A 12,484-nucleotide genomic window follows, 5' to 3' on the forward strand; every position below is an offset into this window, starting at 1 on the left:
GACAGACAAGAGTCAGAGCGGACAGACCGGGGACGGATTTGAAATCCGTCCCGGGGGATATGCAGAGTTGGGCAATCAGAGCGGGGACGGATTTCAAATCCGTCCCCTTTTTTTATGCCCGCGCAAACAGCATTTCAAACAACGCCGTTCGTCGCATCGTTTGTTTATCTGCTTCCTGGAACTCGGCCTGCTCCGGGTTTCGCTCTATAAGGCCGAGTATTCGGTAAAGGGTCAGCATTCTGGCGTCTAGCGCCCAGTTGGCCTGCTTTTCCTCGCTTATGTAAGCGAGAGGCTGGGCACCTTGGGGCAACTGCGGAAAGGCTCGAAGCATGTCAGTCAGGTATTCTTGCACCGGCTGCCACTGGCTACCTTTTTCTGACAGCAACCAGAAACAGAACGGGGCCACGTATTGAACTCCTTCCATGCCTTCACGGTTATCTATCCAGGCCCAATTCAACTGTGACAGCGCTGTGGAGAAGATGTCCCGATAAAGTGTCAGCCAGCCTTTTTTCGCCAAGCGGGTTTGCGCTGTTTTTTTCAGCAGCAGGTGGCCTTTTTGGGTTTTGGTAAAACCGGCAAGTTCCAGCAACACGCGGGTAAGGTGGACGGCCAGAACGTGTTCCTCTGAACGTGCTTTACGAAACCTGGCCATGGGAAAAACAATCTCTTCGCCGCCGGCCTGAATCATGGCTTGAACTTGCTTCAAAGGCAGGTTGCCTTTGCTGGTCAGGCGAATGCCTTTTCCTTCCATCGCGGCCACCAGAACCTTGGCCATGCGGATTATCGGGGCGGTATCGAGCACCTGGTTCACGGCTTCTGCATTGAAAAGAGGTTTGAATACTGAGGGGCAGTTAAAAGGGCTCTGCAATAATTCATGCATCTGGTTAGGGCTAAGGCCGCAGAAATCGATGGCGGCCATCGGCAGTTCGTCATTCGCGTATTCGGCAAACAGGGCATGGCGTTCAAGCAGGTCTTCGTTGATCTGATCCAGATTCACATACTCGGGGTCAAACCACTCGCCGCCACGCCATTCCCGCGCCGTATCATGCTCTGGGTGGGCAGCATCTTCCATGGCTTCGAGAAAATTATAGAAGCCAGGCAGCCCGCCTACATCCTCTGGTGGGCATTGCTCCACGGCTTTTATACAGCGGGGCAGCGGCTGTTCTTGGTTGCCCGGCAGGATTTTTTCCAGCTTTACTTCATGCTCCCAACTGTCGCCAAAGTCATACTCGTACTTCAGCACCTGCCCTTCTTTGATTAGCAGGCTCGATACCGCTACAGCGGATTCGTCCTCAACGTTCAGCATGCTGTCTTCGTCTTCGGCCAGGTCGCCTAACAGCCTGCCATCTTGGGCCTGGAATAAATGCAGGTGCGAAACCTGCCAGCCCATGGCCATCTGGATGATGCGGTGGAGGTCTTGAAAGGTTGTGTCTGGTTCGATCAGTAATCGGCGCCAGATGGGAGGCTTTGCGCCGATGAGTGATACTTTGATTTGGTAGGGATTGTTACTTGTTTTCGTCATGAAACCTCCACAGTGATGGAAAGAAAGCCGGGACAGATTTGCAATCTGTCCCCCTGCCTCAGCGCGGTATAACTGTAGTGATCAACTAAATTCGGCCAGGGCCTCAAATTCCGCTATAAAAGCACCACCCAATCCTGGAACCTTCGATTCGTAATAACCGACTGATTCCAAAAACTCGGCTTCCGCTGCCGGGTGAAAAAAATAGTTCATTTGATCAGTGCCCGAGCCTTTGTCATAACATCGGCACCGGGTACCGCTTGAACCGACCCATTATCGAGCTCTTCCGCTCTCCTGCGAGCCTCAAGCAACCAGTCAGATTTAAGCTCTTCCTCCGACGGAGATTCCAGACTCAAGACCAATCGCTGGATCAGCTGAGCTCGTTCCTCTTTCGGCAGGTGGAGTGCCTCATCTTCAATTCTTTGGAGATTCATGGGTGAGACCTCTCGTTCATGTACCCGTCAATTTTGACACGGATGGGTAACGGCTACCATGCCTCGGTTTTTACCGGAACAAGATATTCAGGAGCACTGGCTGGTGAAAACGGGGATATAACGGGGACATAACGGGGACAGATTTGAAATCTGTCCCCTTTGTATCAGCCTCATGTAACCTGACGATCACGCAGACAAGAGCTTGTCCAAAACAGCTTGCAGCTTCACTTGATAGCCGCAGGCGTTGGCATACTTTTCCAGTGTCGCCCAACTAGGGTTTCCTTTACCGCGTTCGAGCCTTGAAATGTTGCCTTTTGCAGTCCCAATTCGCTTGGCCAACTGTTCTTGAGTTAAGCCGGCGCTGGTTCGCATGGTGATTAATTGATTCATAAGATCAAACTCACCCGCCAGCTTTTCATATTCAGTGCGAACCAATTCGTTCTGGAGCGCTTTCTGTTTCAGTGCTTTTAAGCTCATGATTGTTTAACCTCCCGCAATCTATCCAGTGCTAGCTTCAACTCTTTTTTCGGGATTTTCTGATCCTTCTTCACAAAGGCATGCAAAACGGTTACTGCCTCATTGTCCATATGACAGAAAATCCCTCGGCCAATACCCTCCTTGGCCTTGGCGCGTATCTCGAAGAGCCCAGCTCCTATTGATTTGGTGTGCGGTTCCCCAAGATTGGCACCGTGCATTTCAATCATTTCCAGGAGCCTGATCATCCGCGCCTGTATCTTCGGTGGCATTGCAAGAATGCCGCCCTGCACTCCCGCGTAGAATTGAATTTCCCAAGTCATACTATTGCCCTTCCTTAGCAAAGGTTATCATAATTGATAACTAAAGCCCTTTCAAGCAGAGGGGAGCAGTGGCTGATGGTCCGAAAATGCTACCCGCTTTGGTCCATCACCACAGAGTTCGAATCGCTTCAGGGAAAACGTTGGTTGTGTGATAACTTAATTCAAAATAGATGGAAAAGGCCCTTCTAAAATGCAACTCGAAAAGCTTATTCACGTGGTCAGCCGCTTGTCGCCGGCTAGACAACAAGAAGTGATGGATTTTGCCGCTTTCTTAGAACATCGCTATGGTGAAAAAAAGCAAACGGCGTTGGCTGGCTGGACAGACCATGAGTTCCAGTCGATGAGCGTTGAGCAGGCTATGCGTGGCATCGAAGACGAGCCCGAGCTCTATTCAGAAACAGATGTCCAGGAGCACTGGCGGTGAAGAATGCAGGCGATGTCGTTTTAATGCCGTTCCCTTTCACGAATCTGGAAAGCAGTAAAAAGCGACCTGTTTTGCTCTTGCGAAAATTGGATAATAGCCATGATGACTGGCTCGTCTGCATGATTTCTTCGCAGTTACGTCAACTCGATCCAGATTTGGATTGGGTGTTGTCAGACTCCGATCCAGAGTTCAATAACTCAGGCTTAAAGACGTCCAGCGTATTTCGCCTATCAAGAATTGCGGTTCTGGATGGTTCCCTGCTTATCGGCAAGCTTGGCGAAATACCTGAAAATCAGCTTAGCAGTCTGCGACATCGTATTGCAGACTGAATCACTGGGGCTTGAATAAACTGGCAAGCCGGGGAGTTTGGGCGGACTCGGGACGGATTGGGGACAGATTTCAAATCTGTCCCCTCGAGCGGAGTTTGGGCGGACTCGGGACGGACTGGGGACAGATTTCAAATCTGTCCCCTCGGAGCAGAAAGCGGGGACAGGCACACCGGCTCCCACGCTAAATCAGTAATGATACCGGAGCTGAATGATAAGCAGAGCGTCATCCGTGACTTTGTAGACCATGCGATCTTCTTCATTGATTCGACGCGACCAGTAGCCAGCCAAACTATGCTTTAGGGGTTCTGGTTTACCAATGCCTTCGAACGGTTCGCGTTTGGTTTCTTTAATCAACTTGTTGATTCGGGTGAGAACCTTTTTGTCGGTTTTTTGCCAATACAGATAATCTTCCCAGGCGTTCTCGGAGAAGATGAGTTTCATTCAAGAAGTTCCTTTTCCTGCCCGCCGCCTTGCTCCAATTCGGCAACGGATTCCAATAAGCGGCGGGCATTCTTTGGCGAACGCAGAAGGTAGGCGGTCTCTTGCAGCGCTTCGTAGTCTTCAAGAGAAATCATTACCACGGATTGCGATTTGCTCCGGGTGATAATGATTGGCGAGCGGTCTTCACAGACCTGATCCATCGTTTTCGCTAAATTGGTTCTGGCCGCTGTGTAGCTGATTGCATCCATAATATTGCTCCTGTACAGGATGTTGTTACTGTACAGGATATCGTACGCAAAAAAAATTGACAATCAGGCGCATAGCGATCGATTTTAGAAACCGGGGAGTTTGAACGGATCGGGGACGGGATCGGGGACGGATTTGAAATCCGTCCCCGGTCTTACTTCTCAGCGCGGTTCCAGGTAATCGATCATCAGTTGCAAGTTGGTTCTGCCGCGGAAGGTATTGGCGTCTGGTTTGTACACCACCCTCACACCTGTGTGGGTGTAGTCAGGCACTTCGGAGCCGGTATTGAAGGCGATGCCGTCGATGATATTGCCACCTTCGGTAGGCTGCAGAACCAGCTTCAGGTGGTTCTGGCCAACGATGCGCTGGCTGACTACGCTGAATTCGCCGTCAAAAAGCGGTTCGGGGAAGTGCTGGCCCCAGGGGCCGGCGCGTTTTAACAGGGCTGCGGTGTCCAGGTTGAGTTCGCTGGCGCTTAGGGGGCCGTCGGTGGTGATGGCGGCTTCCAGGTCTGCGGCTGTTAGTTTGTCACGCACGGCTTTGTCGAAGGCGTTGGAAAAGGCCTCCAGGTCGCCGGCGGCCAGAGTCATGCCGGCGGCCATGGCGTGGCCACCGTATTTTTTCAGCAGGCCGGGGTGGCGGGCGTCGACGACGGCCAGAGCATCACGAATGTGCAGGCCGGGAATGGAGCGGGCGGAGCCTTTTATGTCTTCGCCGTTTTCATCTGACGCGAAAGCCACCGTGGGGCGATTGGTTTGCTCACGGATGCGGGCGGCCAGTATGCCGATCACGCCTTGGTGCCAGTCCGGGTCGAACAGCGCCAGGCCCCAGGGCAAGCCTTCCAAATCCAGTGACATAGACGCCAGCAAATCCTGGGCCTGGACTTTCATGTCTTTTTCGATGGTGCGGCGTTCGCGGTTGAAGGTGTCCAACTCTTGCGCCAAACGGCGGGCTTCGTCTGGGCTTGACGCCAGCAGGCAGGCGATGCCCACGCTCATATCATCCAGGCGGCCGGCGGCGTTCAGGCGCGGGCCTACTACGAAGCCTAAATCGGTGCTGCTGATGGCCGTGTGGTCGCGGCCCGCTACTTCCAGCAGCGCCAGTATACCGGGGCGAGTTTTGCCCTGACGTATGCGGCGCAAGCCCTGTTCTACAAATATGCGGTTGTTGTGGTCTAGCGGCACTACGTCGGCCACGGTTCCCAGCGCCACCAAGTCCAGCAAGGTGCCAAGGTTGGGTTCGGGGTCTGGCAACCGGCCCTGTTCGCGCAGGTGTTTGCGCAGGGCGGTTAGCACGTAGAACATCACGCCTACGCCGGCGGCGTTTTTGCTGATGAACTCACAACCTGGCTGATTGGGATTCACAATGGCGTCGGCCTGGGGCAGTTCGTCGCCCGCCAGGTGGTGGTCGGTGACGACCACCAGCATGCCCAGTTCGCGGGCGGCGCGCACGCCTTCCACGGCGGCTATGCCGTTATCCACCGTCACTATCAAATCTGGCAGCGGGCCGTCTTCTTGCAAGCGGTAAATAATGCCGGGGGTTAACCCGTAACCGTCCGAAAACCGGCTTGGAACTTTAAAATCCACGTGCTTTAAGCCCAGCATGCCCAGGCCCAATAGGGCGACGGCGGTGCTGGTGGCGCCGTCGGCGTCAAAATCCCCGAGTATCAGCACCCGCTGCTGTTTTTCGATGGCTTCGGCAAGCAATTCTACGGCACGGTCTATGCCCCGTAACTGAAGCGGCGATGCAAGGTGGCGCAGAGTGTAGCTGAGTTGGTCGTCAGAGGTAACACCGCGGGCGGCGTACAGGCGGCGTAATATGGGCGGTAAATCTTGCCCCCAGCCGGGCACATTGGCTGGCTGGGGGCGACGCAGGATTTTTTTGGGGGTCATGCCGCTCAGGTGTTTTTCCAATGTTTGGCAATAAAGGCCTGAACGTCAGCGATGTTGTTGTCCAGCACGGTGTATTTCTCTTCCCGCTCGAACAGGTCGGCCAGGTGCGCCGGCAGTTCGGGCCTGGCGCTCACGCCGGATTCGGCTATGGCATCAGGGAATTTCGCCGGGTGGGCGGTGCCCAGGGTAATCATCGGTATGCTGGCATCGCGGCGGCAGTTGCGGGCGGCGCGCACGCCAATGGCGGTGTGCGGGTCTAGCAGATATGCGTTCTGCTGGAACACGTCGCGGATGGTGTCGCAGGTGTCTTTGTCGTCTACAGCACTGCTGTCAAACAGACTGCGGGCCTGCTTCCAACGGAAGTCGTCGATGCTGACCGGGCCTTTGGAGGCGTCTTCCAACAGCGTTTTCACGGCATGGCCATCACGGCCGTGCAGATCAAACAGCAGGCGCTCGAAGTTGCTGGACACCATAATGTCCATACTTGGCGAAAGGGTATGCTCCAGATGGTGCTGTTCGTATTTGTTGCCGCTCATAAAGCGATGCAGTATGTCGTTGCGGTTGGTGGCAATCACCAGCTGGGAAATGGGCAGGCCCATTTTCCGCGCCAGGTAACCGGCGAAGATATCGCCAAAGTTGCCGGTGGGCACCGAGAACGCCATGCTGCGATCTGGCCCACCCAGGGCCAGAGAGGCATGAAAATAATACACAATCTGGGCCATGATGCGGGCCCAGTTGATGGAGTTCACCGCCGCCAGCTGAGTTTTGCCACCCAGGAATGACTGGTCGCCAAAGCTGGCTTTGACCATGCGCTGGCAGTCATCAAAATTGCCTTTCACGGCAATGTTGTAAATATTGTCGCCTTGCACCGTGGTCATCTGCCGGCGCTGTACTTCAGACACGCGCTGGTAGGGGTGCAGTATAAAAATATCCACGTGCTCACAGCGGCGGCAGCCTTCGATAGCGGCCGAACCGGTATCGCCAGAGGTAGCTCCCATAATCACCACGTGCTGCTTACGCCGTTCCAGCACGTAATCCAGCAGGCGGCCCAGCAGTTGCAGTGCGAAGTCTTTGAACGCCAGGGTCGGCCCGCGAAACAGCTCCAACACCCATTCGTTGCTGTCGATCTGTACCAGCGGGGCGATGGCCTTGTGAGCGAACACGCCGTAGGTGTCGTCCAGCATGGTGCGGAAATCGTCGGCGGGAATGGCGCCTTCCACAAACGGGTACATCACCTTAAACGCCAGTTCGCTATAGCTTATGCCGCGCCAGCTGCGAATTTCTTCCAGATTGAACTGGGGCAGGCTTTCGGGCACGTACAAACCGCCGTCTGGCGCCAGGCCGGTCAGCAGAACGTCTTCAAAACCCAGTGCGGGCGCTTCACCCCGCGTGCTGATGTATTTCACGTGCGACTACCTGTTAGTGAAAGCTGTTAGTTAAAGTTTTCAGCGCGAATACGAACAACCTGGCCGTCTATGTCCGGCAGGTTTTCCAATTCTGCAATGGCGCCGTTCATCTGCCGTTCCTGCACTGTGTGAGTCAGGATAATCACCGGGATGCGGCCGTCTTTCACTTCGAATTCTTTTTGCATGATGGATTCTATGTTGATGCCGCTGTCGCTCAAAATAGCCGCGATGTTGGCCAGCACACCTGGGCGATCAAACGCGGTGATACGCAGATAATACGCCGACTGCACGTCTTCCATTTCCAATACGGGTAGATTTTCCATCGCTTCTGGTGCAAAACCCAGAAAGGGTACGCGCAAGCTGCTGCCGCTCGCGACGATGCGGGCAACGTCGATAATGTCGGCAACCACGGCGGAACCGGTGGCTTCGTCGCCGGCACCGGGGCCGTAGTACATGGTTTGGCCAACGGCGTCGCCGTCTACCAGAATGGCGTTCAGCACGCCGTCTACCCGTGCAATCAGGTGGTTCTCGGGCACAAGCGTGGGGTGAACTCGCAGCTCTATGCCGTTTTCGCGGCGGCGGGCAATGCCCAGATGCTTGATGCGATAACCCAACTGTTCGGCGTGGGCGATGTCGTAAGGGGTAATTTTGGAGATACCTTCGGTGTAGGCTTTGTTGAACTGCAGCGGCACACCGAAGCCGGCCGAGGCCAGAATGGTGAGCTTGTGGGCCGCATCTATGCCTTCCACGTCAAAGGTCGGGTCTGCTTCGGCGTAGCCCAGAGCCTGGGCTTCTTTCAACACGCCGGCAAATTCACGGCCGGCGCGCATTTCGGTCAGAATGTAGTTACCGGTGCCGTTGATGATGCCGGCAATCCAGTCAATGCGGTTGCCCGCCAGGCCTTCACGAATGGCTTTTATAACCGGAATACCACCGGCCACGCCAGCTTCATAAGCCACGATTACGCCGGCTTTTTCAGCTGCGGCGAAAATTTCGGTGCCGTGCTCTGCAATCAGCGCTTTGTTGGCGGTGACCACGTGCTTGCCGTTTTTGATCGCGGTCAGCACCAGCTCTTTAGCGGCATCGTAGCCGCCAATCACTTCCACCACAATATCAATGGCGGGATCGTTCACCACGTCATAGATGTCAGTGCTGAAGGGAACCCCGCCCAGGTCAATGTCTGAGCGGGGGGTTCGGCTGGCAATGCGGGTAATCTGGATGTTGCACCCTGACCTGCCGGCAATGATCGCCGCGTTGCGAGTGAGTACCTTGAAGGTTCCGCTGCCCACGGTTCCGAGTCCGCAAATTCCGACACTGACCTGTTTCAAACTTTCACCTCTGATGACAATGGCTGCTGATAGCTGATGATTAAGGCCGCACAGTATACCCACTCACAGCCTGCGGAATAAGACCTGGCAGCGGCTGATTACCTAAAGAATGCACATTTTCTAAAGAATACCCAAACCGCGCGCCAGGGTTTTGGCGGGCACGTAGCCCGGCATTAATGTTCCATCTTCCAATACGATAGCGGGGGTGCCGGTTACGCCGACCAGTCGGCCCAGGTTATATTGCTCAGCCACCGGGTTGGCGCAGTCAGCGAACTTGACGACGCCGCCGCTTTTGGCCTTGTTCATAGCCGCTTGCGGGTCTTCTGCGCACCACACGGACACGTATTTGCGGAAGGATTCGGTACCCGGGCCGGAACGGGGAAAGCCGTAGTAATTCACGGTAATGCCCAGTTCGTTAAGTTCATCCATTTCGCTGTGTAATTTGCGGCAGTAACCGCAATCGATGTCGGTAAACACGTCAATCACCGCTTTTTGTTCGCCTTTGGAGGCGTACTGGATCAAGCCTCCATTTTTGGCGTGCTCGTTGATAGTTTGCCGGCGCTGGCTGGTGCGTGCCTGTTCGGTAAGGTTAACGTAGCCGGCGTTTTCAAGTTTGACCAGGTCGCCAATAAACAGATATTCCGCATCTTCGGTGGCGTACACAATCTGACCGCTGTTGGTGCGCACCTCGTATATGCCCGGCGCTTTTGCCGGCGCCATGCTTTCTACCTGCAGGCCAGGTACGGCGGTTTGTAGGCGCTGGGTGATGCGTTCTTCAATGTCCGCTGCCGCGGCGAATGCTGGCAGCAGTAAGCCACCCAACAGGGCAGTAGCAATAAGGCGGGAAATAACAGGCAAAGAAAAAGACATATGGGTGTCCGCAACGTGGGTAAAAAAACAGACTGAGTTAACTCAGCACGGGCTTAGGGTAGCAAACAATCGACGTAGAAGAGCAGCAAAACAAACATCCTCATTCTCGCGCTCTGTCTCACCCACACTCTCACCCGCATTCTCACCCTCGAGGGTGATGTTGCCGATGCAGTTCCTGCAGGCGCTGGCGCGCCACGTGGGTGTATATCTGGGTAGTGGATAAATCCGCATGGCCCAGCAGCATTTGCACCACCCGTAAATCCGCACCGTGATTGAGCAAGTGGGTTGCGAAAGCGTGCCGTAGGGTGTGCGGCGACAGGTGCTTTTGAATACCGGTGCGCGCAGCGTAATGCTTGATGCGGTGCCAGAACGTTTGGCGCGTCATGGCTTTTGGGCGGTTACCGGGGAATAGGTCGTCACAGGCGTGGCCTTTTAGCAATTCCGGCCGCGCTTCTTTTATATAGCGCTGCAGCCAGTCTATAGCCTCTTCGCCTAAGGGCACCAGGCGGTCTTTATCGCCTTTACCGGTAATGCGCACCACGCCTTGGCGCAAGTTTACCTGGTCCAACCGCAATGACGTTAATTCGGTCACCCGTAAGCCGCAGCCGTACAGAATTTCCAGCATGGCTTTGTCGCGCAGCTCTATAGGCACTTCGGGGTCTGGCTCGGTCAGCAGCGCGTTTACTTCAGCTTCGGTGAGGGTGTCTGGAAGCGGCCGCGTTAGCTTAGGGCTTTCTATGCGCAGGGTTGGGTCTTCGGGTATCAAACCTTCGCGGAGCAAATAGCGGTAAAAGCGGCGAATGCCCGACAACCGGCGTGCTGCCGTAGAGGCTTTCACGCCGCCTGCCAGTCCGCCGGATAGCCAAGTCAGCAAATCACTACGCTGGGTGGCTATCAGCAACGGTGTGCCGGGCTGGCCCTGAAGCCACTGCGCCAGCCCGCCCAGATCGCTGCGGTAGGCTTCGCGGGTTTTTTCGCTCAAGCCGTCTTCCAGCCAGATGGCGTCGCAGAAGCGTGCGATGATGGCGTCGTCTTCTGCCGAAACGCAGAAAAGACAGCCGTGGCTGCCTTTTTTAACACTGAGCATGGCGAGAGGCCAATCAGCCCAGCTTTTCCTTGATACGAGCTTTCTTACCAGACAGGTCGCGCAGGTAGTACAGCTTGGCCTGGCGCACAACGCCACGACGCTTCACTGTTACGCTTTCAATCAGCTTCGAGAAACTCTGGAATGTACGTTCTACGCCCACGCCGTAAGAAATCTTACGTACGATGAAGGAAGAGTTCATGCCACGGTTGCGCTTACCAATTACAACGCCTTCAAACGCCTGCAAACGCTCACGGGTGCCTTCAGTTACGCGAACCTGAACGACCACGGTATCACCCGGCGCGAACGGCGGAATTTCCTTGGTCATCTGTTCTGTTTCAATTTGATTGATGATGTTGTTCTTGCCGCTCATCGTTATGCTCCTGATTCCCAATCTTTTAATGCCCTGAAGATTCAGAGGCACACGGTTCGTTTAAAATTTCTGCCAGCAGCTTGCGCTCTTCTTCCGAAAACTCCCGCTGTTCAAGCAGGTCGGGGCGTCGCTCGCTGGTTCGCCTCAGCGACTGTTTAAGCCGCCAACGCCGGATCTGATCATGGTGACCGCCCAACAAAACATCCGGCACCGCCTGACCTTCATACACTTCGGGCCGGGTATAGTGCGGACAATCCAGTAAACCGTCGGCGAACGAATCCTGCTCTGCCGACTGCGCATGACCCAGCACTCCGGGGATGAGGCGCGTAACCGCATCAATCACAGCCATAGCTGCCAATTCGCCACCGGAAAGCACAAAGTCTCCCAGCGACACTTCACGATCTACTTCCGCCGTAATCAGGCGCTCATCCACGCCCTCATAACGGCCCGCCACCAGTATTAGCCGCTGCTCTGCTGCCAGAGATTCCACGACTGCCTGATTCAGGGTTTCACCCTGAGGCGATAAATACACCACACAGGCCGGGCCCGGAGCCGCTTGCCGTGCAGCGTGAATAGCATCCCGTAGCGGCTGAATTTTCATCAGCATACCGGGGCCGCCACCGTAGGGGCGGTCGTCTACCGTGCGATGACGATCATGGGTAAAATCCCGCGGGTTCCAGCTGTGAAAGGTTATTAACCCGTCACGTACGGCCCTGCTGGTGATGCCATAATCGGTTACCGCTGCAAACATTTCCGGAAACAGACTGACAGCGCCAATCCACACCCTAAAACTCCGGATCCCAGTCAACCACCATGCGTTTGTTGGCTAGATCCACCTGCATAACGATTTCGTCAGGCAGGTAAGGGATGAGCCGTTCGCGCTGATCAATAGAAGCAGGGCTTGCCTGCACTACCAATACGTCGTTGGCGCCGGTTTCCAGCATATGATGCATTGTTCCCAGGCATTCATCTTCAACCGTGAACACTTCAAGGCCTTCCAACTGATACCAGTAATAGTCGCCCTTAGGCAGCTCTGCTAACTGTTCGGTTGGCACATGAATGTCAGCCCCGCAGTAACGCTGGGCAACATCACGGTCATCAACACCCTTCAACCTGATGACGATCCCCTGCCCTTGGCGACGACCCTCTTCAAGCTTGGCAGGAATACGCTTGCCGTCCTGAACCAGTGTCCAGTTGCGGTAGTGCAGTACTCCGTCTCTGGGATCGGTGAAAGAATAGACTTTGAGCCAACCCTTGATCCCAAACACCGCGGTAATACGGCCGATAACAGTTTCCTGCGAGGATTCTGCCATGTGTGTCACCCCGGTGTGTGTCAGGCTA

General features: G+C 55.0%; 17 protein-coding genes. 2 read left to right on the forward strand and 15 right to left on the reverse strand.

The window, feature by feature from the left end:
* Positions 1-112 precede the first annotated feature (112 nt).
* The 5 genes from MELB17_RS03570 to MELB17_RS03585 all read right to left on the reverse strand — a co-directional run bounded on the left by MELB17_RS03570 (position 113) and on the right by MELB17_RS03585 (position 2,750).
* Complete coding sequence (locus tag MELB17_RS03570) at positions 113-1,522, reverse strand: plasmid pRiA4b ORF-3 family protein (RefSeq protein ID WP_007348766.1); 1,410 nt, start codon at positions 1,520-1,522, stop codon at positions 113-115.
* Between the two features lie 81 nt (positions 1,523-1,603).
* The gene (locus MELB17_RS26050; protein WP_007348767.1) at positions 1,604-1,732 is read right to left on the reverse strand and encodes a hypothetical protein; all 129 of its coding nucleotides are present in this window, start codon (positions 1,730-1,732) and stop codon (positions 1,604-1,606) included.
* Positions 1,729-1,953, reverse strand: a complete 225-nt coding sequence (locus MELB17_RS03575; protein WP_007348768.1) for an addiction module protein — start codon at positions 1,951-1,953, stop codon at positions 1,729-1,731. Before MELB17_RS03575 ends, MELB17_RS26050 begins: the two co-directional genes overlap by 4 nt.
* 186 nt (positions 1,954-2,139) lie before the next feature.
* The gene (locus MELB17_RS03580) at positions 2,140-2,430 is read right to left on the reverse strand and encodes a helix-turn-helix domain-containing protein (RefSeq protein WP_007348769.1); all 291 of its coding nucleotides are present in this window, start codon (positions 2,428-2,430) and stop codon (positions 2,140-2,142) included.
* A complete protein-coding gene (locus MELB17_RS03585) occupies positions 2,427-2,750 on the reverse strand; it encodes a type II toxin-antitoxin system RelE/ParE family toxin (RefSeq protein WP_007348770.1) in 324 nt (107 codons plus the stop codon). The genes MELB17_RS03580 and MELB17_RS03585 overlap by 4 nt, the downstream gene beginning before the upstream one ends.
* Positions 2,751-2,940: 190 nt before the next feature.
* On the opposite strand from MELB17_RS03585, the gene MELB17_RS03590 reads away from it, so the two are divergent.
* Both MELB17_RS03590 and MELB17_RS03595 read left to right on the forward strand, forming a co-directional pair.
* Complete coding sequence (locus MELB17_RS03590) at positions 2,941-3,174, forward strand: DUF2281 domain-containing protein (protein ID WP_007348771.1); 234 nt, start codon at positions 2,941-2,943, stop codon at positions 3,172-3,174.
* On the forward strand, positions 3,171-3,503 hold the full coding sequence (locus MELB17_RS03595) for a type II toxin-antitoxin system PemK/MazF family toxin (protein WP_007348772.1): 333 nt from the start codon (positions 3,171-3,173) through the stop codon (positions 3,501-3,503). Before MELB17_RS03590 ends, MELB17_RS03595 begins: the two co-directional genes overlap by 4 nt.
* A 186-nt stretch (positions 3,504-3,689) precedes the next feature.
* On the opposite strand, the gene MELB17_RS03600 is transcribed toward MELB17_RS03595, so the two are convergent.
* The 10 genes from MELB17_RS03600 to rimM all read right to left on the reverse strand — a co-directional run bounded on the left by MELB17_RS03600 (position 3,690) and on the right by rimM (position 12,456).
* Entirely contained in the window at positions 3,690-3,944 is a 255-nt protein-coding gene (locus MELB17_RS03600) for a Txe/YoeB family addiction module toxin (RefSeq protein ID WP_007348773.1), read from the reverse strand.
* A complete protein-coding gene (locus tag MELB17_RS03605) occupies positions 3,941-4,192 on the reverse strand; it encodes a type II toxin-antitoxin system Phd/YefM family antitoxin (RefSeq protein ID WP_007348774.1) in 252 nt (83 codons plus the stop codon). The genes MELB17_RS03600 and MELB17_RS03605 overlap by 4 nt, the downstream gene beginning before the upstream one ends.
* Before the next feature lie 159 nt (positions 4,193-4,351).
* Positions 4,352-6,082, reverse strand: a complete 1,731-nt coding sequence (gene recJ, locus MELB17_RS03610) for a single-stranded-DNA-specific exonuclease RecJ (protein WP_036183419.1) — start codon at positions 6,080-6,082, stop codon at positions 4,352-4,354.
* A gap of 5 nt (positions 6,083-6,087) precedes the next feature.
* Entirely contained in the window at positions 6,088-7,488 is a 1,401-nt protein-coding gene (gene thrC / locus MELB17_RS03615; RefSeq protein WP_007348776.1) for a threonine synthase, read from the reverse strand.
* 26 nt (positions 7,489-7,514) lie between these two features.
* A complete protein-coding gene (locus tag MELB17_RS03620; RefSeq protein WP_007348777.1) occupies positions 7,515-8,816 on the reverse strand; it encodes a homoserine dehydrogenase in 1,302 nt (433 codons plus the stop codon).
* A gap of 120 nt (positions 8,817-8,936) precedes the next feature.
* On the reverse strand, positions 8,937-9,686 hold the full coding sequence (locus MELB17_RS03625) for a thioredoxin fold domain-containing protein (RefSeq protein ID WP_007348778.1): 750 nt from the start codon (positions 9,684-9,686) through the stop codon (positions 8,937-8,939).
* A 142-nt stretch (positions 9,687-9,828) separates the two neighbouring features.
* Complete coding sequence (xerD, locus tag MELB17_RS03630) at positions 9,829-10,773, reverse strand: site-specific tyrosine recombinase XerD (protein ID WP_007348779.1); 945 nt, start codon at positions 10,771-10,773, stop codon at positions 9,829-9,831.
* A gap of 13 nt (positions 10,774-10,786) precedes the next feature.
* Entirely contained in the window at positions 10,787-11,143 is a 357-nt protein-coding gene (gene rplS / locus MELB17_RS03635) for a 50S ribosomal protein L19 (RefSeq protein WP_007348780.1), read from the reverse strand.
* A 25-nt stretch (positions 11,144-11,168) separates the two neighbouring features.
* The gene (gene trmD / locus MELB17_RS03640; protein ID WP_007348781.1) at positions 11,169-11,927 is read right to left on the reverse strand and encodes a tRNA (guanosine(37)-N1)-methyltransferase TrmD; all 759 of its coding nucleotides are present in this window, start codon (positions 11,925-11,927) and stop codon (positions 11,169-11,171) included.
* A gap of 1 nt (position 11,928) precedes the next feature.
* Positions 11,929-12,456: a ribosome maturation factor RimM gene (rimM, locus tag MELB17_RS03645; RefSeq protein WP_007348782.1), complete on the reverse strand. Its 528-nt coding sequence runs from the start codon at positions 12,454-12,456 to the stop codon at positions 11,929-11,931.
* Positions 12,457-12,484 lie beyond the last annotated feature (28 nt).

The organism is Marinobacter sp. ELB17 (genome assembly GCF_000169375.1).
Classification (GTDB): domain Bacteria; phylum Pseudomonadota; class Gammaproteobacteria; order Pseudomonadales; family Oleiphilaceae; genus Marinobacter.

Excerpts from the sequence above, each read along its gene's own strand:
- MELB17_RS03570 (WP_007348766.1), bottom strand. The coding sequence starts at position 1,522 with ATGACGAAAACAAGTAACAATCCCTACCAAATCAAAGTATCACTCATC.
- MELB17_RS26050 (WP_007348767.1), bottom strand. The coding sequence starts at position 1,732 with ATGAACTATTTTTTTCACCCGGCAGCGGAAGCCGAGTTTTTGGAATCA.
- MELB17_RS03575 (WP_007348768.1), bottom strand. The coding sequence starts at position 1,953 with ATGAATCTCCAAAGAATTGAAGATGAGGCACTCCACCTGCCGAAAGAG.
- MELB17_RS03580 (WP_007348769.1), bottom strand. The coding sequence starts at position 2,430 with ATGAGCTTAAAAGCACTGAAACAGAAAGCGCTCCAGAACGAATTGGTT.
- MELB17_RS03585 (WP_007348770.1), bottom strand. The coding sequence starts at position 2,750 with ATGACTTGGGAAATTCAATTCTACGCGGGAGTGCAGGGCGGCATTCTT.
- MELB17_RS03590 (WP_007348771.1), top strand. The coding sequence starts at position 2,941 with ATGCAACTCGAAAAGCTTATTCACGTGGTCAGCCGCTTGTCGCCGGCT.
- MELB17_RS03600 (WP_007348773.1), bottom strand. The coding sequence starts at position 3,944 with ATGAAACTCATCTTCTCCGAGAACGCCTGGGAAGATTATCTGTATTGG.
- MELB17_RS03605 (WP_007348774.1), bottom strand. The coding sequence starts at position 4,192 with ATGGATGCAATCAGCTACACAGCGGCCAGAACCAATTTAGCGAAAACG.
- recJ (WP_036183419.1), bottom strand. The coding sequence starts at position 6,082 with ATGACCCCCAAAAAAATCCTGCGTCGCCCCCAGCCAGCCAATGTGCCC.
- MELB17_RS03625 (WP_007348778.1), bottom strand. The coding sequence starts at position 9,686 with ATGTCTTTTTCTTTGCCTGTTATTTCCCGCCTTATTGCTACTGCCCTG.
- xerD (WP_007348779.1), bottom strand. The coding sequence starts at position 10,773 with ATGCTCAGTGTTAAAAAAGGCAGCCACGGCTGTCTTTTCTGCGTTTCG.
- rplS (WP_007348780.1), bottom strand. The coding sequence starts at position 11,143 with ATGAGCGGCAAGAACAACATCATCAATCAAATTGAAACAGAACAGATG.
- rimM (WP_007348782.1), bottom strand. The coding sequence starts at position 12,456 with ATGGCAGAATCCTCGCAGGAAACTGTTATCGGCCGTATTACCGCGGTG.